Origin of the sequence: Aliidiomarina quisquiliarum (genome assembly GCF_023922585.1) — a bacterium.
Taxonomy (GTDB): domain Bacteria; phylum Pseudomonadota; class Gammaproteobacteria; order Enterobacterales; family Alteromonadaceae; genus Aliidiomarina; species Aliidiomarina quisquiliarum.
Map to the genome: position 1 here is coordinate 83396 of NZ_JAMFTN010000017.1, position 25852 is coordinate 109247.

The 25852-nt window shown below is 47.7% G+C and carries 16 protein-coding genes; 11 read left to right on the forward strand and 5 right to left on the reverse strand.

All coding sequences use genetic code 11. The features are described from left to right. Positions 1 to 13: 13 nt before the first annotated feature. Both M1L23_RS06090 and M1L23_RS06095 read right to left on the reverse strand, forming a co-directional pair. Positions 14 to 5815 carry a FecR family protein gene (locus M1L23_RS06090; protein ID WP_252626320.1) on the reverse strand — a complete coding sequence of 1934 codons (5802 nt, stop codon included), beginning with the start codon at positions 5813 to 5815 and terminating at the stop codon, positions 14 to 16. After that, complete coding sequence (locus M1L23_RS06095) at positions 5805 to 7166, reverse strand: tetratricopeptide repeat protein (RefSeq protein WP_252626321.1); 1362 nt, start codon at positions 7164 to 7166, stop codon at positions 5805 to 5807. The genes M1L23_RS06090 and M1L23_RS06095 overlap by 11 nt, the downstream gene beginning before the upstream one ends. A 265-nt stretch (positions 7167 to 7431) precedes the next feature. Between M1L23_RS06095 and M1L23_RS06100 the strand changes: the two genes are divergently transcribed. Both M1L23_RS06100 and M1L23_RS06105 read left to right on the forward strand, forming a co-directional pair. Continuing rightward, entirely contained in the window at positions 7432 to 7860 is a 429-nt protein-coding gene (locus M1L23_RS06100) for a zf-HC2 domain-containing protein (RefSeq protein ID WP_252626322.1), read from the forward strand. A 5-nt stretch (positions 7861 to 7865) separates the two neighbouring features. Next, complete coding sequence (locus M1L23_RS06105; protein ID WP_252626558.1) at positions 7866 to 8192, forward strand: YbjQ family protein; 327 nt, start codon at positions 7866 to 7868, stop codon at positions 8190 to 8192. A 1-nt stretch (position 8193) separates the two neighbouring features. On the opposite strand, the gene M1L23_RS06110 is transcribed toward M1L23_RS06105, so the two are convergent. Next, positions 8194 to 9699 carry a protein adenylyltransferase SelO gene (locus M1L23_RS06110; protein WP_252626323.1) on the reverse strand — a complete coding sequence of 502 codons (1506 nt, stop codon included), beginning with the start codon at positions 9697 to 9699 and terminating at the stop codon, positions 8194 to 8196. 107 nt (positions 9700 to 9806) lie between these two features. Between M1L23_RS06110 and M1L23_RS06115 the strand changes: the two genes are divergently transcribed. From M1L23_RS06115 to M1L23_RS06125, 3 genes are all read left to right on the forward strand, one after another. After that, positions 9807 to 9974: a hypothetical protein gene (locus M1L23_RS06115; RefSeq protein WP_252626325.1), complete on the forward strand. Its 168-nt coding sequence runs from the start codon at positions 9807 to 9809 to the stop codon at positions 9972 to 9974. Next, entirely contained in the window at positions 9928 to 11193 is a 1266-nt protein-coding gene (gene dgt / locus M1L23_RS06120; protein ID WP_252626326.1) for a dGTPase, read from the forward strand. Before M1L23_RS06115 ends, dgt begins: the two co-directional genes overlap by 47 nt. Positions 11194 to 11298: 105 nt before the next feature. Next, a complete protein-coding gene (locus M1L23_RS06125; RefSeq protein ID WP_252626328.1) occupies positions 11299 to 12267 on the forward strand; it encodes an META domain-containing protein in 969 nt (322 codons plus the stop codon). Positions 12268 to 12292: 25 nt separating this feature from the next. Here M1L23_RS06125 and deoD read toward each other — a convergent pair whose 3' ends face one another. Continuing rightward, positions 12293 to 13018 carry a purine-nucleoside phosphorylase gene (gene deoD / locus M1L23_RS06130; RefSeq protein WP_252626329.1) on the reverse strand — a complete coding sequence of 242 codons (726 nt, stop codon included), beginning with the start codon at positions 13016 to 13018 and terminating at the stop codon, positions 12293 to 12295. Positions 13019 to 13159: 141 nt separating this feature from the next. Between deoD and recC the strand changes: the two genes are divergently transcribed. From recC to M1L23_RS06155, 5 genes are read left to right on the forward strand one after another with little or no spacing between them, the layout of a single operon-like run. Next, entirely contained in the window at positions 13160 to 16549 is a 3390-nt protein-coding gene (recC, locus tag M1L23_RS06135; RefSeq protein ID WP_252626331.1) for an exodeoxyribonuclease V subunit gamma, read from the forward strand. Continuing rightward, entirely contained in the window at positions 16549 to 20214 is a 3666-nt protein-coding gene (gene recB / locus M1L23_RS06140) for an exodeoxyribonuclease V subunit beta (protein ID WP_252626333.1), read from the forward strand. The genes recC and recB overlap by 1 nt, the downstream gene beginning before the upstream one ends. Then, positions 20214 to 22061: an exodeoxyribonuclease V subunit alpha gene (gene recD / locus M1L23_RS06145; protein ID WP_252626335.1), complete on the forward strand. Its 1848-nt coding sequence runs from the start codon at positions 20214 to 20216 to the stop codon at positions 22059 to 22061. The genes recB and recD overlap by 1 nt, the downstream gene beginning before the upstream one ends. A gap of 43 nt (positions 22062 to 22104) precedes the next feature. Then, on the forward strand, positions 22105 to 22656 hold the full coding sequence (locus M1L23_RS06150; RefSeq protein WP_252626336.1) for a PH domain-containing protein: 552 nt from the start codon (positions 22105 to 22107) through the stop codon (positions 22654 to 22656). Next, positions 22643 to 24100, forward strand: coding sequence for a PH domain-containing protein (locus M1L23_RS06155; protein ID WP_252626338.1), 1458 nt, complete (start codon positions 22643 to 22645; stop codon positions 24098 to 24100). The genes M1L23_RS06150 and M1L23_RS06155 overlap by 14 nt, the downstream gene beginning before the upstream one ends. 20 nt (positions 24101 to 24120) lie before the next feature. Here the strand turns inward: M1L23_RS06155 and M1L23_RS06160 are convergent, their stop codons facing one another. Continuing rightward, a complete protein-coding gene (locus M1L23_RS06160; RefSeq protein WP_252626339.1) occupies positions 24121 to 24867 on the reverse strand; it encodes a ferredoxin--NADP reductase in 747 nt (248 codons plus the stop codon). Between the two features lie 87 nt (positions 24868 to 24954). On the opposite strand from M1L23_RS06160, the gene M1L23_RS06165 reads away from it, so the two are divergent. Further along, positions 24955 to 25839 (forward strand): alpha/beta fold hydrolase, encoded by an 885-nt coding sequence (locus M1L23_RS06165; RefSeq protein ID WP_252626341.1) that lies wholly within the window; start codon positions 24955 to 24957, stop codon positions 25837 to 25839. Positions 25840 to 25852: the final 13 nt, after the last annotated feature.

Consider the following 25852-nt stretch of genomic DNA (forward strand, 5'->3'; position numbering starts at 1 on the left):
AAGGGCGTGTTTATTAAGGCTCGCGGGTAAAGATACCAATGCCGCGCAGAATTTCTTCCGAAGCGGTAATGCCCTCGATAATGGCGGCAATGCCTTCTGCTTCAGCACCGAAGAAGCGGCCGGTAAGTTGGCCTCTATCGAAAATACCTGTGCCAAGTAAGTCGACAGTATTGTTGTCGAATAAGTTGAACACGTCTTGTTGTAATGCCTCTAGGGTTGAGGTGTCTTCGAAACCTAAGAAAATATCGAAGGTAGCATCAACGAAGTTCACCGCAAATTGGCCTGAATTCATGCCAAGGGTGGTGCCGCTACTTGCATTGGTAAGTGAAAAATGTGTGCCCGCCAGATCGTAACTTACTGTACCCATGCTACTTAAGTAACTTAGCTGGCTAACGCTGGTTGGCTCTTCAAGAATAATATAATGATAGTTGCTGTTTGCATTGTAGGTATCGTTTTGATCAGGGTCTTCGTAGCCTAAGTAATACGAGTTAGGCTCCCAATATCCCCAGATTACGCCCGTATCACTTTCATGGCCCCCATGGTTAGTAGCAAAGCGTTCACTGTGAAAGTTATCAAGGTTAAAGGCTGAATCGAGAAAGTACGAGTCGACAGAGAACCAAAAGTTGCTATCACTTAGTTGTTCAATAAGTAACGGCATAACGTTTTCTTGTAGTTTTATTTTTGAATGGTCAGCTGAAGACGTGATAACAAGTTCACGCGTTGCTAAGTCGTCATTGCGGCCAAAAGTGAGCGCTTCGGAACTACCTAGCCAATACTGAGCAACAGTGTATTGCCCTGGGTATTGCGTTGTTTGGCACATCTCGTTGTATAAGCAGTTCATAAATAAGAACATACCGTAGGCGTCTACATTTTCTTGGTCGGTTTCATCCCATAAGTTTAGGAAAATACCTGCCATGAGCGCATCTAAGGCAGTTTGGTTTTGGTTAGCAACAAAACTGCCATGGAATCGACCTGTATTGAAAATAGTGTTGTCGTCGGCCGAATAGAGCAAAACCCCTGCTTCACCATAAAGATCTATCATTCTGGCGTTTGAGAATACGCTAAAGTGCTGATCTAAGGTGTCGGGGTCGTAGATGAAGTTCAAAAATATAGTCACCTCAGGTGATGTAGCTGAGCCCGAGGTAGCATTAGGATTAACGATTATAACGCTGTTCGGATTAAGCTCGAGTCGCTTGCGGTTAAGTAGTGACATGCCAGGGCCAGCGTAGAGATCAAAGACTAATGGCGCATGGTTGGCGTAACTATAATTGATCAAACTATCGACCAGCCAACTGTCTTCGATAGTATTTGCTGAGTACATGTATGGCATGTAGTGGTGGTTTGGCATGGACTGGCCAAAGGCGTTGGTTAAGCTATAACTACCTGGTTCCCATACTCCCCAAGCAATGTTTGTAGCGGTGTAATTTAAATGGTCGGGAATGGTAACGGTGTCCATTTCAAATGGTGTTGCGGTACTATTGGCTACAAAGGAATAGCTTGAAGTGTGCAGCTCTGTAGGTGCAATACCGGTACCAAAGCTGGTAAGGCGAAGCTGTTCGCTTTCTGTTAAAACATTGAAATGGCGAATAAGCATGCCCGCGTTTGTGAGGTTATAACCAGGTATAAGCGGTAAATCAGTAAAGTCACAGTTGTTATTTAAGTGACAATAAAGAAAGGCAAGGGTACCAAAGCCATAGTTTTCTAGCCCGTCGGGGTCATTTAAGCCAATAAACATGCCGGCCAAAATACCTTCTAGTGCTTTAACCTCATATTCGTCGCCGAAATATGGAAATATAGTACTGTTAAATCCAGTAAGCGTACCTACTAAGCGTGCAAATTGAATAACAGGGTCGTTGCCATTTTCTGCCAAGTCAATATAGCTGCTGTAAAGCTCTTCAATGGAACCGCTGCCAACTAAGCTGCGAATTAAAGCCGATTGGTCTTCAGAGAATTCAAAAGCGAAGGTTGCAGTTAATTGTTCGGTATTTAAATCAATCGAAATTTCTGAGTCAGGTGTCCAGCGAATGGTTTGTCCACCGTCAAAATTAATTGTTGTACCCCCTAAGTAACGGAAGTTCAGCAAGCCACTGTAATGATTGCTGAATAGGTCTTGCGCATTTGAATAGCTAAGTGAGCGCGATTGCGACAACGCGTAGTTAAACGGTTGAGTAGGATGATTAGGATTTAAATGGTCGGTGTCTGCTGCGTCGTATAATGCGTAATCACCTGCAGCAACACTACCCCAGCTAAACTTACCCCAGGGTAAATAAGGGTTGTAATGCACCGTATTAAACGCACCACCGGTAATATTGTTAATGGTGCCAATGAATTCATAGTGAAGTTTATTTGAATGAACGCTAGTGGGCGCATTAAAGCTGCTTGATTGCGTAGTGCTTAGCAGCCTTGATACTTGAGTGTCGCTTTGTGAGCCGAGGCCACTATAAATAAAACCGCGTTCGGTTAAGCCGGTTTGTACAGTAAAGCTTGGCTCATAAGGAGGTGCTACTTCACAAGAATTACCCATCCAGCAGTACAGGAAATAGTGCAAGCCGAAGCCAGTTGCTTCGCCACCGTTGTCTTGAACCGCAAGGTAGAGGCCTGTAAGTAAGGCGTCTATACCGGCATTTTCATTGCCAGTAAAAGTACCGTACATGCGAGCAAGGTTAACAATTTGCTGGCCGGCAGTGGTTTCTTGTAGGGCAATAAAGCTATCGTAAAACTCTTGCACCGTGCCCGAGCCGAATAAGGTACGGAGTACGGCGGTTTGGTCGGCGGAGTAAGTAAAGTCGAGTTCAAATCCCATGTTGCCGTTATTTAAGTCGACAAAGATACGGCTGTTTTCACCTAACTCAATACGTTCCGCGTTCGACAAGTTCACCCCAGTACCACCGCCTAACTTAAAGGTGAGCAGGTCTTGCTGTGCATGCACGCTTGTTAATACACTATTTAAAGCACTAAAAGTTTCAAACCGCTCGTCGGCAAACATATAAGGAAAGTAGGTGGTATTGCTTAAGCTTTCATTGGTTGAACTTACGAGCAAGTCGTAAGAGCCCGGTGCCCAGGCGCCCCAATTTATCTGGTTTTGTGAATTAGGGTTCCAATAACTTAAGTTTGTTCTGCCGCTAAAATCAGGGTCGTTGTTAATTCTGACTTCAAAATTAATGGCGTCATTTTTTACCCGAATGAGGGTAGATAAAAAGCCATCGTCATCGATTTCTATATTCGCTTCATCTCGAATGCGTTCGAAGTAACCGGCTAATGTTAGTCCTACGCCAACGTCAGGCAGGCTAAGTGGAGGTTCGTAGGCTAAGAACGCGCCCGTACCACGGAATGTTTCACCGTTTTTATATGCTTCGATTAAGGCAATTAAAGCGTCTAGGTTTTCACCAGCTAAGGCAGCATAAATTATCCCCGAGTCAAAGCCTTGGCCATTAAGCTGAATGCCACTATAGGGTGCAAAGAAGTTGTATAAGTTTTGGCTGTTGCCGGCTAAGGTGAGTTGTTCACCGTTGTCATCGAAAAACAGCATGACTGCGACACTAGCGAGATCAAAGTCGACAGTGATAGTGCCATTAGTTAATGGAATCACTCGGCCATTGTGATCCGAAACAAGGCCAGACCCCGCCGCGTAATTGAAGTTAAAATTGCCTGCTTGTGGGTGTTCTGAATGCGGCACAATATAACTGGCGAAAATAAAGTGATAATTACTGGTGTTGTCGAATGGGTTGTTGTGGTCATAGACATCAAGCAGCTCATAACCTTCGCCTTGCCAGTGGCCCCAGAAAATCCAAAGAGGCCCATGTTCGGTATCAATATAATATCCGCCTTCGGGCTGATTAGTATTAAGCTTGGCTGCATTTAAGGCTTGGAAATTCATATTAGATAAAGTGTCTTGCTGAGCTGTGATAGCGGGCAAGCTAGCAAAAGTATTAAGCCAAGTTCGATCAGCGCTAGTTAATAATATTTTTTCTGTGTTACCACCAAGTGCACCGCCTAGCATCATATCGAGATTGCTAGGGGTGGTTTGTCCAGGCCCAAGTAACGGGCAAGGGAAGTTCACTAAACAGTCGTTAATAAAAGCCATCATGCCATAGCCTTTAATAACCTCGGCGGTATTGGGGTCTTTTAATATAATTTCTAAGGCAGCTAATAGCGTGTCTATTCCCCAGTCTTCGTGGCCACTCATAAGCGCCACTATTTTTGTGCCGTTAACAATTACAGGGTTGGAACCTGTTTCTTGTAGCAAGATGAAGCTATTAAATAGGTCCATAATGCTACCCGAGCCCAGCATTAACCGGTCTGTTGTTTGGCCACTGTCGTAGCTAAAACTAATGATAATGTGTGCTTCCCCCTGACCGAAGTCGAGTTGGATCATACTGGTATGGCCGATTTTAAACTGTTTGCCATTCTCCATATAAACACCAGGGCCCATGGGCAACCTAAAGGAAATAAGTTGGTTTAGGTGCCAAGTATTAGCAATTGAGTTAGCTTCGCTTAAATCGTAAATGGGGTTATTGGTAAAAAGCTGTAAATAATCATGGTTGTTGTCAATATCATCGCCTAGTGAGTTGGTTAAGCTGTAATTTCCACTCGCCCAGCGAGCCCAGTTTATGTCTGAATTAGAGCTAGCAAAATAAGTACTGCTATTAAGGTAACCGTCTTGAGCCTCATTAACGTTACCGCCAAGAAACGTAAACGCAGGTGTAATAGCACTAATAACCAGCCGTTGCCCGTCTTCGGTTAGTCCGGCTAAGCTGCCATGGGGAGTAAAGCCAAGACCAAAAGGTGGTAAAGGCTCTGGTACTGGGTCGGGCTCAGGTTCAGGATCTGGTGTTGGAGTTGGATCTGGATCTGGTGTTGGAGTTGGATCTGGATCAGGTGTCGGGTCTGGATCGGGTTGTTGGTCTTCTATCACCTCGTCGGCGGCGTCTTTACCGGCGTCTTCGGCGGCTTGTTGGGTACTATCATTAGTGGGTGATGTTGTTGGCAGTGGCGTACCAGACGGGCCAGTGCCAGCGGCAACAACAGCGGTGGTGTCGTCGGCAAGATCGTCATCGCTGACCGTGTCGGCCTCATCGTCGCCGCTTTCTTGTGGTTGGGTGCTTTGTTGTTGTAAAAACTCTACTGCTTCAGGTGGTGCAGGCATAGGTGGGGTATCGGCGTCCGGTACCCAGAAAGACTCTCCAATGCCAATCATTTGTGCGCCGGCAGTGTTGCTGATGAGCACCGAGCCTTGCTCAACCATAACGAAGGTACCGCTAGGTAAGTTGTAAAGGTTAGATTGGCCTGGCGGAACGTGTACCACCGTAAGCACGGTGCCACGAATTCCCATGGTGGCCACAGGGGTTTTGAATTCGACGTTCTCTGGTCGGGCACGACCGATAGCACCTGTCATGGCGCGCAGGCTACCCCGTAGAAGCTGAGTTTTTTGTTCGCCGGAAGCGGGGTCGTTTTCGTTGAATTGATAGCTAGAGATAGCAAAAACCGTATTGGGACGAATAGCAACTAGGGCGTCGTCTCGAAATCGGATTTGTGCGCTTGACGCCGCTTCAGTTTGAATAATGTCGCTATTAAATAATGCCAAGCCACGTTGGGCAGGTTGTGTGTGTTGTTCGCGAGTTAGACTGACATTGCCATGAGCAAACATAAGCTGACCAACGTTTTCTTGATTGGTAGCGGTTTCGCTGCTGGTTTGTGCATAAGCAGATAGCAGCAAGGGAGCAAAGCAAAGGCTGAATAGCATTAAGCCTATGGCGTTAATGCGTAATAATTGCTTTGGTGTTTTACAGTGCAGCACCAATATTTTAGAAAACATAAGTTACACTCCCTTGGACTAACGATTGGTCTAGCTTAAAAAAGTCGACGGACGATGTTTGGTTACGATATTGGCCAAACACTGAAAAGCGCCAGTGTTGCGATGGCATGAAAATCCATTCGACCCGAGCACGAATACTGTCGTCAGATCGAATAGCGGCTTGGCCATGATTAAACACAGCAAAGCCTAGGTCGCTGTACTCCTGATTTTCATAACCCAGCGTGGTTAATATTTGGTTGCCGGGGCTGAGGAAGAAATCTGCATGGGCAGAAACAAACAATTTGGTAGCGTCGCCGCCTTGGCGGGAAATTTCTTTGACAACCAGCTCAACGTCGGTGCCGGCCTTTGCTCGTAAGCGCACTAATGGGCTGAGGGTATAACGCCATTCTACGTCGCCCGACCAAGCAATATAGTCGTTGCGGCCTTCGTGAAAGCGAAACTCGCGAAAGGCGCCATTGGCGAGTAGCTCGTGGTCTTTATTAAGGCTGCTTTGCCAACCAATGGTGAGGCCTATTTGGCTACGGTACGAGGCATTGTCGAGCCACAACTGCGAGCCTTCTAAACCAAAACGAAGCTCGCTGTCGTTGCCAATACGGCTACCAACGAAAAGAGCGCCATGAACAATGTTGGTGTCGAAAATGCTTGCTTCGCTGTTATGGTTGATACGGGCTTGGGCAAGTAACGAGCCTTCCATAAAGGTACCGTCGGGGGCATTCCAGCGTTTCCATGCCATGCCGCGTACGTTGGTGTAACTGGTGCTGTCGGCTTCGAGAATAGCTAAGCCTTGTAAAATGGTGTTGGCAAACAAGTCAAAACTGTCGGGGTAATTTAAGTAGTTGCTGTCGTAGCCCATGTCGATAGACAAGGAAATAAGCCGAGGGCTTTCGGTGCCTTTTTGCCGGCGCTGGGCGACGATAACGCGAAAGCGGTCGATGGCCTCTTGTGCTCGTGTGGGGGCATTTAGGGTGTCGAGAAAGTTAAGCTGGCGCTCGGCCGAGTCGAGTTGGTTCAGTTGAATATAAACGGCCACTAGCTCAAGCCGTGCCCCCGCATGCTGAGGTTGCTTGGCAATAACTCGCTCAAGGGCCACCGAGGCTTCAAAGGGCTCGCCGCTGCGCACGGCAGCCACGCCGTACCAATAGTCAAATTGGGGATTGCCAGCATGAATGGGCTCGTATTGACGAAACAGAGCAAAGGCTTGGTCGGCCCGCTGAGTGCTTAGCTGGTCGCGCCCTTGTTGAATAATTTGGGGTAATGCCAAGGTAGCAGATGAAGATTGGGCCAATGCAGGAGCAGCTTGCATAGCCACAACTGCGGCAACAAGGGCTGAGATAATAAACCTTTGCAACATATTGAACGCCTTCTATTATATTTTTAATATTTAAGGTGCAATTTATGCGTGAGGTACTGGCCTAGCTAAAGAACCATGGAAACTGTCGCGTCGCCAAATAGATTAAATAATACGCACGTAACCAAACTCTAGCATAAAAATTTCACATAGAATTAACTTTTATTAGACAAGTATAGTGAAGGTATTGATTACAACAACCTAGAACTAACATTAATGCGCTACACTTACAGTTAGGTGATTATTATGCTAACGAGGAAGAACAACAATGACAGGTTCAAATGAAACAAGTGTCTGTGCAGAGTCTCGGGCTGTATTTACTGACTTGCTAACTAACGCCTTAACTCAACAAGACAGGCAGCGAGTGTTATTGCATGTAAAAAACTGCCCTGCCTGTGCCTCGGCCTTATTAGCCCAGCAGCACAGTCATACCTCTAATGTGGTGGCTTCTACCCCCAAAGATACGGGTTGGCTAATCAAATTGGCGTGGGTGCTTATTATTGGGGCTGGCTTGGTAATTGGTGGGTTTTTATTGTGGGACCTGGGTATAGCTTTATGGTTTGATCGCTCGCAACCCATGTGGTTAAGAGCCGCCCTAGGCATTTTTTATGCGGGCTTTGCACTGCTATTTTTGGCTATTTTACGCGAACGCCTTACAGCTCGAAAAACGGATAAGTTTAGGAAGGTAAAACAATGAAAGACATACTTGTAGCAACGACTGAAAGTGTTGCAGGACACGAAATTGAAGCAACACTAGGGTTAGTTCGTGGTAACACTATTCGAGCCCGGCATGTGGGGCGCGATATTATGGCTGGATTGAAGAATATAGTGGGCGGTGAGCTGCACGATTACACTAAATTAATGGGCGAGGCCCGCGAGCAATCGATAGAACGAATGCTTACCGAAGCACAAGCGTTAGGGGCCGACGCAGTGGTAGGTATGCGCTTTTCCACCTCGGTGGTAGCCCAGGCTGCGGCGGAAATATTGGTGTACGGCACCGCAGTTAAATTAAAGCCTCAGGCTAAATAAATTAAGTACCACAAAAGGTATTGGCAATTTGTTCAGCCGCGGCCGGTGGCTGGGCAAGTTCAGTGGTTAAATGAACCGAGTCGAATGGTGTTTGTAGCTGGGTTAATAGTGCCTGGAACATAGCCAGGTTGCCGCTGCTGCTTGCTTCATTTATGGCTTTGGCAATAAAGTGGTTACGCGGAATAATAGCCGGGTTAACTCGTTCGATAAGTGCTTTTGATCGATGATCGACGCGTTTCAGCCAACGACTTTTCCAAGCGGAAAATAGCTCTGGCTGGCTGAATAAGTTGGTGGTTGTTTGTGTATGCTCGTTAGGGCTTAGCTCGTGGGCTAATAAACGAAAGCCTAAAGTAAAGTCGATACTATGGGTTTCAAATAGCTCCAGCAGATCTTCAATGAGCAAACGGTCGCTAGCAAGGGGGGCATGAATGCCAATTTTCTGCGCGAACTTCGTTAACCATAATTGCTGATAAGTAGGCTGGAAGCTGTCGAGCACAACCGATAAGCGCGCCAGTAAAGCTTCGTCTGCCTCTGTCGGCAAGCGTATAAGCTCAGCTAAAGACTCGGCAAACCGAGTGACATTCCACTGGGCAATAATAGGCTGATTCACATAGCTATAGCGGCCGCGCTTGTCGATAAAGCTATACACCTGTGCCGCCGCATAGTGGTCCATAAAGGCGCAAGGACCATAGTCGATGGTTTCACCATAAACGCTGGTGTTATCGGTATTCATTACACCATGAATAAAACCTAGGCTCATCCAGTGGGCCACCAGGTTCGCTTGGCGTTGTAATACGGTGGCAATAAGTTCTAAGTAAGGGTTTTCAGCTGCAGCAAGTTCAGGGTAGTGGCGTTGAATAACATAATCGGCTAATTGTTTAACCCGTTCAGTGCCGCCGTGTACAGCGGCAAATTGAAAGGTGCCTACCCGAATATGGCTTGAGGCTACCCGAGTTAAAATTGCACCGGGCTCGGCTTTTTCTCGATACACCCAATTGCCGGTGGCCACCGCCGCTAATGCTCGAGTGGTAGGTACTCCTAACTGGTGCATGGTTTCGCTAACAAGGTATTCACGCAGCACCGGACCAATAGGCGAACGGCCATCGCCGCTTCTAGAAAAGGTAGTGCGGCCAGCGCCTTTTAGCTGAACATCTTGCAATTCACCCGCTTGATTCAACACTTCACACAGCATTATGGCGCGGCCATCGCCTAATTGTGGATTAAAATGGCCAAACTGGTGACCTGCGTATGCTTGGCTAAAGGGTTGCGACCATTCGGGCACAGCATTGCCGCTAAACACTTCTAGCGCTTCAGCCGTTGGCGTGGGTACATTGCTGCTGGCGGCCAACACAGTGGGAAGTTGCAGCTCCGCAGCAAGCACATGGTTATAGGCAATCCACTGTGGCGCCTTGGCAGGCGACGGGCGCGCGTCGGCAAAGAAAAAGTCTGGTAAGGCGCGATAACTAGTGCGTGCCTTTTTAGTTTGAGGTTGTGCAGCGGTTGTCATAAAACACCTAAACGACGAATGGACCGTTACTTTAACATTGTCTCTTTACCACCGTATACTGAAGTACATGGGCTGATATTGCTAATAATTGGGAGTTGCTTGTTCAAATGATTGATTTTAAAAATAAATTGGTGGCCGAGCGGCATTATAACGCACCTACTTCAAACACGGCTGTAAGCGCTAATGCAAGTAAGGAAGCGGATTTAGAGCGGGCCTTTGAAAGTGATCGTGGCCGTATTATTAATTCAGCACCCATACGGCGCTTGCAGCAATAACACCTGCTATGGCCTTGCCGACTATGAGCGTGAGGTAGAATCGCTGGTGGAAATGGCCTGCTTGATGCACGACATGGGTAACCCACCCTTTGGCCATTTTGGTGAAGCGGCTATTTCCAGTTGGTTTAAAAGGGCGTTGCAGCATTTACCCGTATTTAACTACGAAAAAAACAATCGCAGTTTTTCTCTGGCAGCTAAGCTAGCCTATGAACTGGCTAACTTTGAAGGCAATGCGCAAGCGATTCGAATTGTCGCGCACTTACAAAAACTGAACTTAACCTACGCCCAAATAGCTTGTATTTTAAAGTATACGCGGGTGGGTACTGAGCCTAAGCCCGCTGCTAACCACCCAAATTACTATTTAAAAAAGAAGCCGGGTTACTACCAGTCGGAAGCTTTATATGTGCAGGAACTGCAGCAAGCCTTAGCTATAAAGCCAGGCCACCGTTTTCCCTTTACTTATATTATGGAAGCGGCAGACGACATTTCTTATTGTCTAGCCGACTTAGAAGACGGGGTGGATAAAGGTTTATTAAGCTACCAAGAGCTTGCAAATTTGCTTTTGCTTGAATTTAAAGCTGTGCGGGAGAAATATTCCGACGCCCAGAGCTTGCACTTTAATGGCAAAAGCTTCGAACAATTAATACATAAAGCAGTAACTAGAGCTGACAGAGAAACCGTTGATCAAGAGCATGCGTTTTTTCTAAGTTTTCGCGTGGGGTTAATTCACCCCTTAGTGCAGCATGCGGCTAAGGCGTTTGTCGATAACATTGGGGCAGTGTATGAAGGAAATTTGAAACGCGCCTTGCTAGAAGACGATTCGCCCGAACATGCGGTGATAGCGAGCTTAAAAAATGTAGCAGCGCGGGTAATTTTTAAAGCAGCGGAAGTGGAAACGCTAGAATTACAAGGTTATCAAATTCTTACTGGTATTTTAGACAGGTATGCGCCACTACTACATTTGAATAAAGACGAGTTTGAGGACTTGGTGGCAGGTAAAAAAAGCCCCTTTGTAGTTGAAAACCTGCTTTTTCGGCGCTTACCAGGCAAGCATGTAAAGGCGTACAAAGCCCATTGTGCAACGTTAAACGAAAAAGATTATGAAGTATGGGAAATGTACTATCGCTGCCGCTTAATGCAAGACATGGTGAGTGGCATGACCGACCAATTTGCGCTGGATGAATATCAAGTATTACATGCCATGCGCCATGAGCATTAGCTTGGACTGAGGAAAATTAGGGCTGTGTTTACACTTCCTTAATGTGTGGAATCACTTCAACTGCGTTAAGATAAACACATATTTGGTGTATTTGGAGTAATTACAATGAACAACAACCGCTTTTCGACAAAACCCCTCGCGATACTTGCGGTGCCCATGTTACTAACTGCCTGTATGACCACGCCCCAGCAAGACGATAGTTCGTCGTTAGCCGCTGTGGAATATACCCAGGCTTGGTTTTGTGATGGTTTAAATGTTGAAACCAGTGCTACGGGCGAGAATATGGAGCTTTACGTGCACGACCGTAGTATTCCATTGCAGTTAGTGGTTTCAGCCTCGGGTAGTAAGTACCAGTCGGCAACCCAGCCCACCACTGTATTTTGGTCGAAAGCAAACGAAGCGCACTTTGAACTCGAGGGCCAGCAAATGCCGCTTTGCTATGCAGCCGGCCATGTACCTTTGCCACTTACAGCGCAAGGCAATGAGCCAAGCTGGCAAGTGCAGCTGAATAATGGCCATTTAAACTTCAGCCAGTTAAACGGCGGCAATGAAAGTAACTTAGTTTATAAGGTTAGCCCCCAAACCGACTTAGGCCAGCGTTACACCGCCAAAGGGGCGAAAGGTAACATGCGTTTAACGGTAACCAATAAAACCTGTAGTGACACCATGACGGGTATGCCTTATCCGTATACTGCCCAGTTTGACTACAATGGGCAGCAACTTGAAGGCTGTGCAGGGTCGCCAAATCAGGTTTTGCGTGGTGTTGAATGGTACATTCAAGAAATAAATGGCAATAAAATAGACATGAAAACGGTTCGCTTTAGCTTTTTGCCAAACGGTGAAGTGACAGGCTTTGCCGGTTGTAATAACTTTTTTGGCCAGTACCAACTAACCGGCGAAGGTATTAAGTTTAGCCAGTTTGGCGCCACCCGCATGGCGTGCGAGCCAAAGCGCATGGACATAGAAGACGCCGTGTTTTCAATATTTAGCAACGCCAATGAAGTAACCATTGACGCTGCCGGTATGCTTACCATTGCTGGGAGCGACGGGCATATTCGCGCCATCGCCCAATAAAGGCTTAGTACTAAGTTACTTAAAGTTAGTCTTTACAAATAGCATCGAGGGCGAGTTCGATCATGGGGCCAAAGGCCTTTTCTCGCGCTTCGGTGCTAAGTGCTTCACGGCTTACCAATGAGTCGGACACGGTAAGCAAAGCACCCGCTTCGCGACCAAATTTGGCAGCGGTGTAAAACAATGCAAAGGCTTCCATTTCAACCGCTAAGGCCTGATGTTCTTGGTACACGTTGCGGAAGTCGAATTCTGGGCCATGATAAAACACGTCAGAGGTATGCACTGTGCCTTCACGCAGCTGCGTACCTAATTCTTGCGCAGTGGTTTTAATGGTATTGGTAAGTGCGCTAGTAGGCGCCATGGTGTCTAAGGCAACGCCACTATGGGCTTGAGCAAAGCTTGAGTCGGTCCAGGTGTTGGTAACCAGTAACAGATCAAGCAACTTAAGCTCATCGGTGTAAGCGCCGCACGAGCCAACCCGCAGCATTTTTTGTACGCCGTAAAACTCACACAGCTCCCACGCATAAATGCCAATACTTGGCATGCCCATACCTGTGCCCATAACGCTAACGGGCTCGCCTTTCCATTTCCCTGTGTAAGCAAACATATTGCGCACTTGGCTTACTTGCTGAACATCTGTAAGCCAGTTTTCGGCAATGAATTTTGCTCGTAATGGGTCGCCTGGCAAGAGTATGCGCTCAGCAATTTGCCCTTTTTTTGCCGCAATATGGGGTGTTGATTGGGGTGATGACATGAGTACTCCAAAAATTATTATTTAACTTAAATATAGTATACATATTTTGCGCTAAATTGGCTTAAATCAAGAGTAAGACACTAATTGTCGCACCCCCATGGCATACTTTAAATATTGCTGATGAACTTAAGGAGCTTTTTCATGCTGCAACCAGGTTTTGCTGTTATTCATTCCAACGAGCTAGAAACATTACGCGACTTGCTCGTGTCTTGGATGAAAGAAAATCCGCTTGCGCCTTTGGCAAGCGAAGACATTTTGGTGCAAAGCAACGGTATTGCTCAATGGTTAAAAATGGCTTTGGCCGAAACCGGCGACAAAGGCATGGGTATTGCGGCAGGGTTGCGAGTTGAATTACCAAACCAGTTTATTTGGCGTTTATACCGTGCAGTGCTAGGCAGTGAAGTGCCGGTTAGTTTGCCTTACGACAAACCCAATTTGCGTTGGCGCTTATTGCGTATGTTGCCAACCCTAAGCGATAACAACGACTTCGAACCTATAACTCGTTACTTGTCTGACGACTTCGATGGTAGAAAGGCTTGGCATTTAGCCGAGCGCTTAGCCGATTTGTTTGACCAATATCAGGTGTATCGTGCCGATTGGCTAAATAATTGGAGCGAACACAAAGACGTATTACCCCACTCGGAACACCAGCCTGGCGACCGTGCAGTGCCTGCTGAACAGCTTTGGCAGCCAGCGCTATGGCGTGCCTTACGTAACGATATGGAGCAAATTGCGGCTCCGGCACAGTTTTCTAGCCGTGCCGACGTGCATAACAAGGCTTGGCAGGCGATTGAAGCAGGGCAATTTGCCCAACCGGAAAAACTTCCCAACCGAGTGATTGTGTTTGGTATTTCGTCGCTGCCGGAGCAAACGCTGCAATTATTAGCCGCTTTAGGCCAACACCGCCAAGTGTTATTAGCCGTGCTTAACCCTTGCCGGCATTTCTGGGGTGACATTACCACGCTAAAAGACCAAATTCGCCAACAACGGCATGCTTTAAAGCCTAGTTGGGCCGACCCAGCCATGCACGACAAGCTGTACTTAAATTCACCGCCGCTACTTGCTAGTTGGGGTAAACAAGGGCGTGACTATATTGATTTGCTGGCGCAGTTCGACGAGCCCGCGCACTACCGCGAATGGTTTGGTGGGCGAATAGACTTATTCAGTAGCGTAAACGAAGCAGATGACGTGGAACACTTGCCGGTGTTGGTACAGGTTCAACAAGACATTTTAAACTTGAACCCGGTACCCGAACTAAAACGCACTTTAGCCACGACTGACCAGAGCATTTCCTTTCACCGCTGCCATAGCCGGCAACGTGAAGTAGAGGTTTTACAAGACCGCCTGCTGCAAGATTTTCGCGACAACCCTGACTTGCGCGCCCGCGATGTGATTGTGATGACACCCGACATTAGCCAGTACAGCGCCCACGTTGATGCGGTTTTTGGTGGGGTTGAGCGTGACGACACGCGTTACCTTAGTTACAGCTTGGCCGACCAACAAGGCCGCGGGCAAGAGCCGTTGCTCATAGCCCTAGAATATTTACTCACCGTTGATCAGCAGCAAATTACCCTTAGTGAAGTGCTCGACATTCTTGATGTGCCGGCGGTGCAGCAGCGCTTTGAACTTGAGCCAACCGCAGTACCGCAGTTACGGGAATGGCTCAGCGAAGCGGGCGTGCGGTGGGGAATAGACACCAAGCATCGCCAGCAGTTAGGTATTACTTCTATGGACGATGCGTTCTCGTGGGCATTCGGGGTTGAACGCATTTTATTGGGATACGCCATGGGTGAAGAAGTTGAGTGGGAAAACCGCTTAGCTTATGCCGAAGTGGCCGGTTTGGGGGCAGAGCAATTAGGCCCAGTGCTCAGCTTTATACATGTGCTACGAGAATGGTTTGAAAGTATTCACAAACAGCCTAGCCGCGCCTTATCAGGTTGGTTAGCAGCGTTGCAGGGTGAGGAAGGCTTGTTAGGTCGCTGTTTTGACTTTTCTGGCGACCAAGAAAGCCGCTTGTACAGCCGTTTAATGACCGGCTTAGAGCGTTTAGAAAGCGGCGCACTAGCTGGCCAGTTCGACGGTGAACTACCCTTAAGTATTTTACGTGAAGCCTGGCTAGCAGAAGCGGAAGAAAGCGGCTTAAGCCAACGCTTTATGGCGGGTAGTGTTACTTTTTCTACCCTGTTACCTATGCGAGCCATACCTTTTAAGCGCATTTATGTGTTAGGCATGAACGATGGCGAGTACCCGCGCAGCCGCAGGCCAGACGATTTCGACTTAATGTCGGGCGACTACCGGCCCGGCGACCGTTCGCGCCGCGACGACGATCGCTATTTATTTTTAGAAGCTTTGTTAAGCGCTCGCGAAGCGGTGTATTACAGCTGGGTTGGTTTTAACATTCAAGACAATACGGAACGGCCACCTAGTGTGTTGTTAGCACAGCTAATGGATTTGCTCGAGCAAGGCTGGCAAAGCCAAACGGGGCTTTCGGCTTTAGCCGAGCGAGTGCACGACTACCCGCTACAGCCTTTTTCGCCGCACTACTTTGGTACTAATGGCTTACCCACTTTTGCCTATGAGTGGGAGTCTTTATTTCAAGAGTTAGCGGAAAAGCCGTTACAAGATACAGAAAACAGCCATGCGCTTGAGCCAGAAAGTTCGCAAAGAGAATTGGTAACGTTGCTAAAGCAACCGGTCGAATTTTATGTGCAACAGCGGTTTAAAACGCGGTTTTATCGGCAAGCTGAACAGCAGACCGATAATGAGCCCTTTGCGTTAGACGGTTTAGACAATTACTTGCTACAAAGCGAAGCACTGGAAATCTTAGAGCGTGAAGGCCAAGTAGACTTTGCTGCCCTAAAGAACAAATGGAAGAAAAGTGGTGTGTTGCCCTATGGGGTTTTTGGCGAGCGCGCCACAGCAAAGGTTGCCGAGGGTTTAGACGTTTTGCAGCAACGATTTATTCACTTTCAGCAAGCATGGCAACGTAGTGCTGTGGAGCTGCCGCAGCAGATTAGTATTGGTGGCGTGGCGATAGAAACCGCCTTTAATAGCCTGTGGCAAAAAGGCGATGAACTTACTTTTGTGCTGATGCGACCATCGGCTATTGAAGTGAAAGGTCAGTTACGGTGGTCGAAAATACTGTCTGTTTGGGTACAAATGCAGCTTGCCGCAGTAGCTGGCTATACGGTGCATGGGCATATTCTAGGCCTTGATACGGCGGCGAAATGGGTGGCGCCAAGTAAAGACAAAGCCAAGCAAAACCTAATGATCCTACTAGAGTTTCGAACCGAGGCGGCAAAAAGACCGTTGCCAATGAATGCAGAATTAGCCGCAGCCATGCTGAATGAAGCCACTTTGAAAGCTCTTGAAGGCTTATACAACGGTACCGAGCGTACCACCGGCGAAGTGCAGAAGTCGATTGCCTTGCAGCGTTACTTTCCCGACTTTAATAGCCTGACAGACGGCTACGAAAATTGGGCGCAGGGTATTTACATGGCAGTTCACAGTACACAAAAGGAGCAAGTGTAATGCAGCAATTAAATCCTATTAACTACCCTTTACACGGCATACGTTTAATTGAAGCCAGTGCGGGTACAGGAAAAACCTACACTCTTGCTGCCTTATATGTGCGCTTAGTGCTGGGGCATGGTGGCGATAGCAGCTTGTTAGCCACGGGCATGTTACCGCCACAATTGTTAGTGGTTACTTTTACTAAAGCCGCTACAGAGGAGCTTAGGGGCCGTATTCGTGAACGTTTAGTAGAAGCAGCGGCGGTATTTAGAGAGCCTACGGCAGTGGCAGCACACGACGAATTTTTAAAGTCTTTATTAGCTAGTTACCCCATTGAAGACTATGAGCGCTGTGCTTACCGACTACAAATAGCGGCTGAGTGGATGGACGAGTCGGCTATTTTTACAATTCATAGCTGGTGCCAGCGTATGCTGAGTGAACACGCGTTCGACTCAGGGGCTGCTTTTAAAGAAGAACTAACCACCGACGAAAGCAGTTTACATGAGCAAGTGGCGCACGATTATTGGCGCACTTTTTTATACCCTCTCAGCGACTTAAACGCCTTAAGTGCCTTAGGCGATATAGCCAATTCACCAACCACCTTAATTAACAAAGTAATTACTTGGCTACGCGGTGAAGGCAGCAATACGGTTATTCATGCCAATGGCGAGCTGATAACAACGGTAGCAGAGCCAGCTGCTGCGCTAGCCATTATTCAGCAGTGGCAAGCTGGCGCTGAACTATTAAAAACCAGCTTTCGCCGCGCCTTCGATACGGCCGCGGTAGACTTGTTGGTTGAGTACCACGATAAAAAATATTTAAACGGCAGAAGCTATACCCTTAAGGCTTGGCAAGACGTTGAACTACCCGTATGGCAGGCGCTGCTTGCACACCCGGAAGGGTTTGACCCATTTAACAAAGAGCAGTGGGCAGTGCTGGCGAAGTACCGCGCTGCAAAATTGAACTCGGGTGGTATTAAAAAAGCTCATGATCCCATTGATCACCCATTGTTTGCGGTGCTTGACGAAGTGCAAGACTTTCTCGATAGCAAGCCCGAAGTGCAATGGTCGGTACTAAAGCACGCGGGTGAATGGGCCCTTGAACGACTTAATGAATATAAGCGGAAGCAAGCACTTATGGGTTATAACGACTTACTAACCCGCTTGCATAAGGCGTTACATGGCCCAGGTGGCGACGTACTTGCTGGTCGTATTCGGGCTCAGTTTCCTATGGCCATGATCGATGAGTTCCAAGACACAGACCCACTTCAGTTTGGAATTTTTAGCCGAGTGTATCCTGACGTGGCAAGTCGTGAATATGGCTTAACTTTGGTAGGCGACCCAAAACAGGCTATTTATAAGTTCCGTGGTGCTGATATTTATACCTATTTAAGTGCCCGCGAGTTAGCGGGCGATCAACTGTATTACTTGCCACGGAATTATCGTTCGAGTAAAAGTTTGGTTGATGCTGTTAACGCATTGTTTAATTGCGATGAAAATATTAACGGCGGTGCCTTTGGCATGGCCCACGAGGGGCATAATCCATTGCCTTTTGAGCCGGTAGAAGCACAGGGTAAAAATGCTTTGCTTACTTACCAAGAACAGCCACAAGCACCGTTAAACTATTGGTTCATTGAACATGAGCCAGGTAACGACACTGGCTTTGTGCGGCGGGACTATTATGAGCGACAAACGGCTGCCCAATGCGCCAACCGCATTGCCGAGTTTCTTAACGGCAAGGGGCAATTGCAGCGTAAGTCCGACGGTTCGAGTGAGAATATTAAACCGGCCCAAATTGCTATTTTGGTGCCCGACTTTAAGCACTCTAAACTTGTTCGCGATCAGCTGCGAAAGCGTGGTATTGCGTCGGTGTACTTGTCAGAAAGAGACTCAATATTCGGTACCGATGAAGCAAGAACCTTGCTCCTGTGGCTAGAAGCAGTTTGGTTTAGTGAAAATGAACAAAATATTAGGGCCGCACTATTACAACGTTTAACGGGTATACCCGACAGTGAAGCCGAGGCATGGCTTCATCATGAGGCGGCCTGGGAAGGCGTGCTGGATAATATACGCTCGTTACGCACGCTGTGGCGTGAACGGGGCATATTACCAATGGTGCGAAGATTTCTGAGCGTATTTGGTATTTCTGAAAAGTGGCTTGCAAACGCACAAGGCGAGCGAGTGCTAACCAATATTTTGCATTTGTCGGAAGTGCTGCAGCAAGAAAGCCAGCATCGCGATGGCGAACTTGGTTTGCTGCGTTGGTTTGCACGCCAGGTAGAAGCGCCCGACGGCAATGAAGAGCACCAGCAGCGGTTAGAAAGTGACGCTGAGCGGGTGAAGGTGGTGACCTACCACAAGTCGAAAGGGCTGCAGTACGACTTAGTGTTTATTCCTTTTGTGCTTTCTTACCGCAAAGACAACAAAGGAAGTGTGGTGAACTATACGGACAATGGCCAGTCGGTACGCGATATTAAGCCCGACGACAATGCCGTAAAGCAGGCCAATGAAGAGCGCATTTTAGAACAAACTCGGGTGCTGTATGTGGCCTTAACTCGTGCTGTATATGGCTGTTGGCTTGGCTTGGCGAACTACACCTCGGGTAACGCCACAACCCCACGCTTAAATGAAAGTGCTTTTGGCCGGCTGCTTGGTATTAAACAAGGTGTTAGTACCGAAAGCATACGTTCGCTATTAGCGCAGCTGCCATGGGTTGAAGAAGAGCTAGCCGACGACACGGACTATAGCGCGCCGCAGTTAAATAAAGTGATTACACCCGCGTTACGGTTAAGTAAAGCGCTTCGCAATGAACGTTGGTGGGTTGCGAGTTATTCGGCGCTTAAAATAGGTGCGCCAGTACGTTTTGAAGAAACTGTCAAAGACAGTCGTTTACACGATGCTTTAGACGAAGCGGTGGCAATAGCTGATGAGCAGTTAGCAGAGCAAGAGCCCGTAGGTATGCACGCCTTTCCTCGTGGGGCCGCGGTGGGTAACTTTCTCCACGGTGCTCTTGAATGGGCGTGGGAAGAAGGAATGGCACAGGTAGCGGCGCAGCCACAAATGATTCACGACTGGCTTGCACCCCGCTTAACAGCGAATGGTTGGGATAGCTTTCAAAACGACGCCCAAGCGTGGTTTGTAAGCATGCTGCAAGCACCGCTACAGCCAGGTGGCGAAAGCTTAACCGAGCTGCCTGAACTGGTGTCGGAAATGGAATTTTGGCTAAGTGCACAACAGGTCGACGTGCAAAAGCTCGACCGCCTTATTCATCAAGCGTTATGGCCAGGCGAAGCTCGACCCGAACTATTGTCGAATCAGTTGAACGGTATGTTGAAAGGCTTTATCGACCTAACCTTTAAAGACACGGCGGGCCGCTATTGGGTGTTGGACTATAAGTCGAATTGGCTTGGTAACGACGATCGAGCTTATAGCCAAGAAGCTATGAAACAGGCCATGCTAAAAAGCCGCTACGACGTGCAAGCGAGCTTATATATGTTAGCGCTACACCGATTATTAAAAGCACGTTTGCCCGATTATAACGAACGCCCCGAGCACTACTTGGGTGGCGGTGTGTATTGGTTTATGCGTGCGCCAGAACAGGGGCAAATAGTGATGTTAGCCGACATGGACTTTATTAATAAACTGGACCGACTTTTTAGCGGTACAGGGCAGGAGGCGCTGTAATGAACATTGAGCAGAACTTGCGTAAAGCAGTGGTAATGCGGCAATTGCGGGCGCTAGATGTGGAGTTAGCAGCAAGTTTGCACCGCATGCAGCCGGAACCAGATGCCTTGGTACAGCTTTTAACAGCGCTAGTTAGTTATCAGTATGGGCGTGGCCATAGTTGTTTTGATTTGACTCTGTGGTGCGAAAACCCCTACGAAACATTAGGCTACACGGAGCATCCGGCCTGGCTTGCTGGTGTAATTCAAGGCTTAACAGTGGCTGATGTAGTGGTTCGGCTTACAGCCAGTGGCTGGTGTTCAAACAACGGCAGCACACCCCTAACGTTATTAGGAGACAAACTATATTTAACTCGGCTATATAACGCCGAGCAAACCATAAGTACTGCTATTGCGGCGCGTATTGGCCGTCAGAACGTAAACGTGGCCAACATTCAAGCAGCACTTAATAAACTGTTTCCTGAACCACATGAAACGGAAGTGAACTGGCAAAAACTTGCTTGTGCCATGGCTGCGCTACGTCACTTCGCTATTATTACCGGCGGCCCAGGTACGGGCAAAACCACCACGGTAGTACGACTGCTTGGCTTATTGCAGCACTTAGCTGAAGGTCAGTTGAATATTGTATTAGCCGCACCAACAGGTAAAGCAGCAGCACGTTTACAAGAGTCGATAGGTAAAGCGGTAAAGGAGCTAGACGAAGAATTCCAGTTAAATATACCCACCGCGGTAAGTACGTTGCACCGCTTATTGGGCAGCCGCCCGGGGAAGCGCAGCTTTCGCCATGATAGTAGCAACCCACTTACGGCCGATGTAGTGATAGTAGACGAGGCGTCGATGGTAGACGCTGAAATGATGGCAGCACTTTTAAGTGCGGTTAAACCCAGCGCACGTTTGGTGTTGCTCGGTGATAAAGATCAGCTGGCTTCGGTAGAAGCAGGGTCGGTACTTGCTGACTTATGCGAAGGTGCCAATGAAGGTGGTTACAATGCAACTACCTTGGCTTATTTAAGCCAATTTACCACCGTTAACATGAATAAGTTCGCAGCCACGGACGCTAACGCTGCCACGGATTATAATCAGGCCACAGTGATGCTACGGCGTAGCTATCGGTTTGGTGCCGACTCGGGTATTGGCGAATTGTCGCGCGCTGTAAATGCGGGGCAGACAGATTTAAAACCGGTATTTGCTGCATTTAACGACATTCATTGGCTTGAAACCGACCCAGCTAGCCCGGCGGTAAGAAGCTTGGTGGTAAATGGCTATCGTGCTTTGTTTGAACTTATTCAACGTGGCCCTGAAAAGGGCAACAGCGATGAATGGGCCAAACAGGTATTAAAACAACAGCGAGCCTTTCAAGTGCTATGTGCAATGCGTAAAGGCGAGGCAGGCGTAAATACTATGAACGAACGTATTACCCAATGGTTACGGGCGGCCGGGCTAATTAGTATAGAGCGGCAGTGGTATGCGGGGCGAGCGGTTATGATTGAACAAAATAACTACACCCTTAACCTTATGAATGGCGACGTAGGCATGGCTTTATGGCATCCAGAAACAGAGCAGTTACGGGTTGTATTTGAAGCGGCCGATGGTTCGTTACGCTGGGTGCTACCAGCGCGGCTTAGCCAAACTAGCACCGTGTACGCCATGACCATACATAAGTCACAAGGGTCAGAGTTTGCTCACACGGTAATGGTGCTACCAAATAATATGCTGCCATTACTTACCCGCGAATTGCTCTATACCGCGATAACCCGAGCGAGTGAACAGTTTACTATGGTAGCTGAACAAGCGAGCGTGGTGGCGCAAGCTTGTGAACAACGAGTGCAGCGAAGTAGTGGGCTTTAATGCTATAGTCCATTTTTAAAATTATAACAATCAAGGTTTAAGCATGAGCTCGAAAATAAAATTAGAGGGTGTTAATCCTGCTTACCGTACGTTTCTAGCTTTACATGTTTCGATTACATTCTTGTTAATTATCGGTGTTGCTGGTGGGCTTTATATTTGGGTCCCCTTTTTCGCTGAAGAAACGCCGCGGCTCATTTTGCAAAGTATTATTGCTAGTTTAGCTGTGCTGTGGTTTGTTTTTGCGGTGTTTTGGGCTCCACGGCGCTACCGGGTAACCCATTATTACGTTAGTAATGATTATATTGGTTTTGTGGTGGGGGCCGTATGGCACACTGAAGTAGTGGTAACCTTTAATCGGCTTCAGCATTTAGAAATAGCCCAAGGGCCATTGGAACGCATACTAAAGCTAAGCCGCTTAGTGTTATATACGGCAGGTGGCAGCACCGCAGATTTAGTGATTCCAGGGTTAACCATGGTGCAAGCGGAACAACTGCGAGATCAAGTATTGCACGAGTTGCGCCAAGAAGAGCTAAGCGACGAGCCTATTTCTGCTGCATCAAACCAAGCCAAGAGTGAAACCAATGTTACTAACTAACGAAACCGGTAAGTGGTTACGATTACCACCTGTTTCGTTGATGTTTTTCTTTATTAAAAGCATTGAGCAGTTGGTGAAACAGGGGTACCAAATGGTACCTTCACTGGTAATGGTGTGGGTGTTTGTAGAGCGTATTCGTAGTTGGGTACCCCTGATAGCTGCGGTGGCAGTGTTGGTATTTGTGCTAGCAGTAGTCCTACGGTATTTACGCTTTAGCTACCAAATAACACCCGCTCGAGTGCGGGTGAAGCAAGGGGTGCTAAAGCGCTCGGAACTAAGCTTAGACATGGAACGCATTCAGCAAGCAGACATTCAACTACCTTGGTATTTACGACCATTTAATTTGCGAGTGGTGCGTTTAGAAAGTGCCGGTAGTAAAGGCCAAGAGGTTGTTTTGGTGGGGTTAACAGAACAGCGTGCAGTAGAAATACAAGAGGCTGTGCAAGCGGTGAGTATGCAGTCGAGCCGATTAAATGACCCGCCAGAACTAGCAACAGACACGGTTACACCTTCCTCGGCAGCCGACTTCGAGCTAAGCCTACCTTTAAAAGAAGTGATGAAAATAGGCCTGATGTTAAACCCATTACTAATTGTAGGTTTAATAGTGAGCTTTATATTTTCAAATAGTATGACCCGCAACATGATGGAAGAGCGGATAGAGCACTTCTCAGGCCAGTTTGAAGGAACCTTGGTTGCTGTGATTTTATTGGCCGGCGTGGTGTTAGGCGTATTATTGCTAGCGGTGATTGCTTCAACGCTATTTACGGCCAACACCTATTATAATTATCACTTACAGCGATTTGGCCAGCGCTACAGCTATTCTGCAGGACTTCTAAGTAAACTCACTCGCAGTTTTACTATTCGTAAACTTCAAGGAATAGTTATTCGGCAAGGCATTATCGGACGTTTGCTGAAGCGCTTTAGTGGGGAGTTAGCACAGGCCGGTGGGGTAGGGGTTAAAAAAGAGCGTTTCATAGTGCCGTTGTTATCCACAGAACAAAAACAACATTTATTAGCCGATTTAAAAATACCTAAAGGCACCACCTGGTCGAAAGTACACCCTTGGGCCATGACCCGTTGGATATTACTGCCGAGCATAGCTATTGGAGCCTTTACCACGCTATGGCTTGGCTTCGTGGCTGCTGCGGCACTTTTGGCACTTAACTATTTGGGCTGGAGAAAACGTGGTTGGTACTTCGACAGCCACTGGCTAGGCACCCGCCGAGGTTTAATAGGTAGTGTTGAACGTTGGCTGCCGGCCCCTAAAATGCAGAACATACGCTGGCGCCAAGGGCCTATTCAAAAACGCCTTGGTATTGGAAACTTAAGAATAGCCAGCGCTTCGGTAAGTTATCACTTGCGAGATATTCGAGAGCAAGATGCGCTAGCAATGCAGGCCGAGCTAATTGAACTAACACGAACCTGCAAATTGCATTGGATGTAACCTGTTTAATGGCCGAACAACTACTGTTGCCAGTATTGTTCAATAGTAACGTGGCCAGGCTTGCGTCGCATATTTAATGCCAAGCCACGTTCTGCCAGTAACGTGCGAGTGTCGAGGATCATGGCGGGGTTACCGCACAGCATTATTTGTGCATTTTTATCTATGCTTATACCCACCTGTTTTTCTAGCGTGCCATTGGTGATTAGGGCCGGTATGCGGCCCCGTAATGCATTTGGTAGGTCTTCTCGGCTTACTACTGGCTGATAAATAAAGCGTTCACCATATTTATCTGTAAGTGCGGCCATGGTGTCTTGGTAGGCAAGATCTTGATGGTGACGCACCGCGTGAACAAGCACCACACGTTTAAACCGCTGCCACACTTCTGCTGAACTGAGCATTGAAAGATATGGGCCTAAACCTGTTCCAGTGCCCATCATCCATAAGCTGTCGGCATTGGAAATACCTTCAAGAGTGAAAAAACCAGCGGCTGGTTGGCTTACTTGAATATGGTCGCCTACGGCTAGATCGCGAATAAGTGGGCTTACTTCACCTTCGGTAACAGCGGTAATAAAACATTCAATATAGTTGGTGCCAGCAGGGTTTACGATAGAGTAAGCTCGGTGCACTAGAGTATTGTTTTGCATAACACCAAGCCGCACAAACTGACCCGGTTTAAAGTCGAAAGCGGGGGTTTCAATACGAAGGCTAAATAATGTGGGATGCCATAACTTGTGTTCTAGTACAGTACCCTGAAGCCACTGCGACATGTAAACTCCTATTCAAAGATGTTGTTGCTATGAGTATATGATGGGGGCAACAGCACAAGCATTCAACCGACGGAGTGTAAGGTTATTATGGAAAAGCAAGCTAATGCCGTTCCTTGGCAGCAGTGGCAATGGCAAGCACCAGAAGGATTCTGGCTACGGGGTGTGCATACAGAGCCCCGTGGGTTACCGGTGTTACATTTTATTCATGGCAATAGTTACTGTGGTCGAATTTACGAACCTATGTGGGAGTTTTTATATCCCCACTTCGATATTTTCTTGCACGATGCACAAGGCCATGGTGACAGTGACCTAGGTGGGAAATTTGTAGGTTGGCGGCGCAGTGCCGAGCTTGCTCGTGAAGTGTGGCAAGCGCACCGTGGTATGTGGCAAAACGTACCGCACATTGGCATGGGGCATAGTTTTGGCGGGGTGTTAACCAGCGTAATAGGTGCCACCGACGCAAACTTTTTTGAGCGCTTAATATTACTCGACCCTATTTTAATGCCACCGCGCTATTTGCGCTGGGTAGAGCCATTACAAAACGTTGGCTTGTATAAGCTAAACCCATATTCGGGGCGGGCCCGTAAGCGGCGCGATCAGTGGCCAGACAAACAAAGTGCCTTAGAGGGTTTAACCGGGCGCGGTATGTTTAAAGGTTGGAGCCCTGAGGCGATGCAGGCTTACGTAGACCACGGCATGGACCATACGGAGCATGGCGTGCAGTTAAAATGTCCGCCGTCGCGAGAAGCCGAAATATTTGGCAGTTACATGCCTCGGTTATGGAAAACGTTACCGCAGTTAGCCATACCGGCAGACATTATGTTTGGTAAGGACACCTATCCGTTTTTGTCGGAAAGCAGGGATAAACTAAGCGCATTTCCAACGGTAAGTATTGAGACTGTGGCAGGGGGCCACTGCTTTATGCAAGAAAACCCCGCTGACATCGCCCAGCGTATTATACAGTTAGCGTAAGTTGGGCATTGCC

What these genes read in the sequence shown, in the direction of transcription:
- M1L23_RS06090 (WP_252626320.1), bottom strand. Translation starts at nt 5,815, where the DNA reads ATGTTTTCTAAAATATTGGTGCTGCACTGTAAAACACCAAAGCAATTA.
- M1L23_RS06095 (WP_252626321.1), bottom strand. Translation starts at nt 7,166, where the DNA reads ATGTTGCAAAGGTTTATTATCTCAGCCCTTGTTGCCGCAGTTGTGGCT.
- M1L23_RS06100 (WP_252626322.1), top strand. Translation starts at nt 7,432, where the DNA reads ATGACAGGTTCAAATGAAACAAGTGTCTGTGCAGAGTCTCGGGCTGTA.
- M1L23_RS06110 (WP_252626323.1), bottom strand. Translation starts at nt 9,699, where the DNA reads ATGACAACCGCTGCACAACCTCAAACTAAAAAGGCACGCACTAGTTAT.
- M1L23_RS06115 (WP_252626325.1), top strand. Translation starts at nt 9,807, where the DNA reads ATGATTGATTTTAAAAATAAATTGGTGGCCGAGCGGCATTATAACGCA.
- M1L23_RS06125 (WP_252626328.1), top strand. Translation starts at nt 11,299, where the DNA reads ATGAACAACAACCGCTTTTCGACAAAACCCCTCGCGATACTTGCGGTG.
- deoD (WP_252626329.1), bottom strand. Translation starts at nt 13,018, where the DNA reads ATGTCATCACCCCAATCAACACCCCATATTGCGGCAAAAAAAGGGCAA.
- recC (WP_252626331.1), top strand. Translation starts at nt 13,160, where the DNA reads ATGCTGCAACCAGGTTTTGCTGTTATTCATTCCAACGAGCTAGAAACA.
- recB (WP_252626333.1), top strand. Translation starts at nt 16,549, where the DNA reads ATGCAGCAATTAAATCCTATTAACTACCCTTTACACGGCATACGTTTA.
- recD (WP_252626335.1), top strand. Translation starts at nt 20,214, where the DNA reads ATGAACATTGAGCAGAACTTGCGTAAAGCAGTGGTAATGCGGCAATTG.
- M1L23_RS06150 (WP_252626336.1), top strand. Translation starts at nt 22,105, where the DNA reads ATGAGCTCGAAAATAAAATTAGAGGGTGTTAATCCTGCTTACCGTACG.
- M1L23_RS06155 (WP_252626338.1), top strand. Translation starts at nt 22,643, where the DNA reads ATGTTACTAACTAACGAAACCGGTAAGTGGTTACGATTACCACCTGTT.
- M1L23_RS06160 (WP_252626339.1), bottom strand. Translation starts at nt 24,867, where the DNA reads ATGTCGCAGTGGCTTCAGGGTACTGTACTAGAACACAAGTTATGGCAT.
- M1L23_RS06165 (WP_252626341.1), top strand. Translation starts at nt 24,955, where the DNA reads ATGGAAAAGCAAGCTAATGCCGTTCCTTGGCAGCAGTGGCAATGGCAA.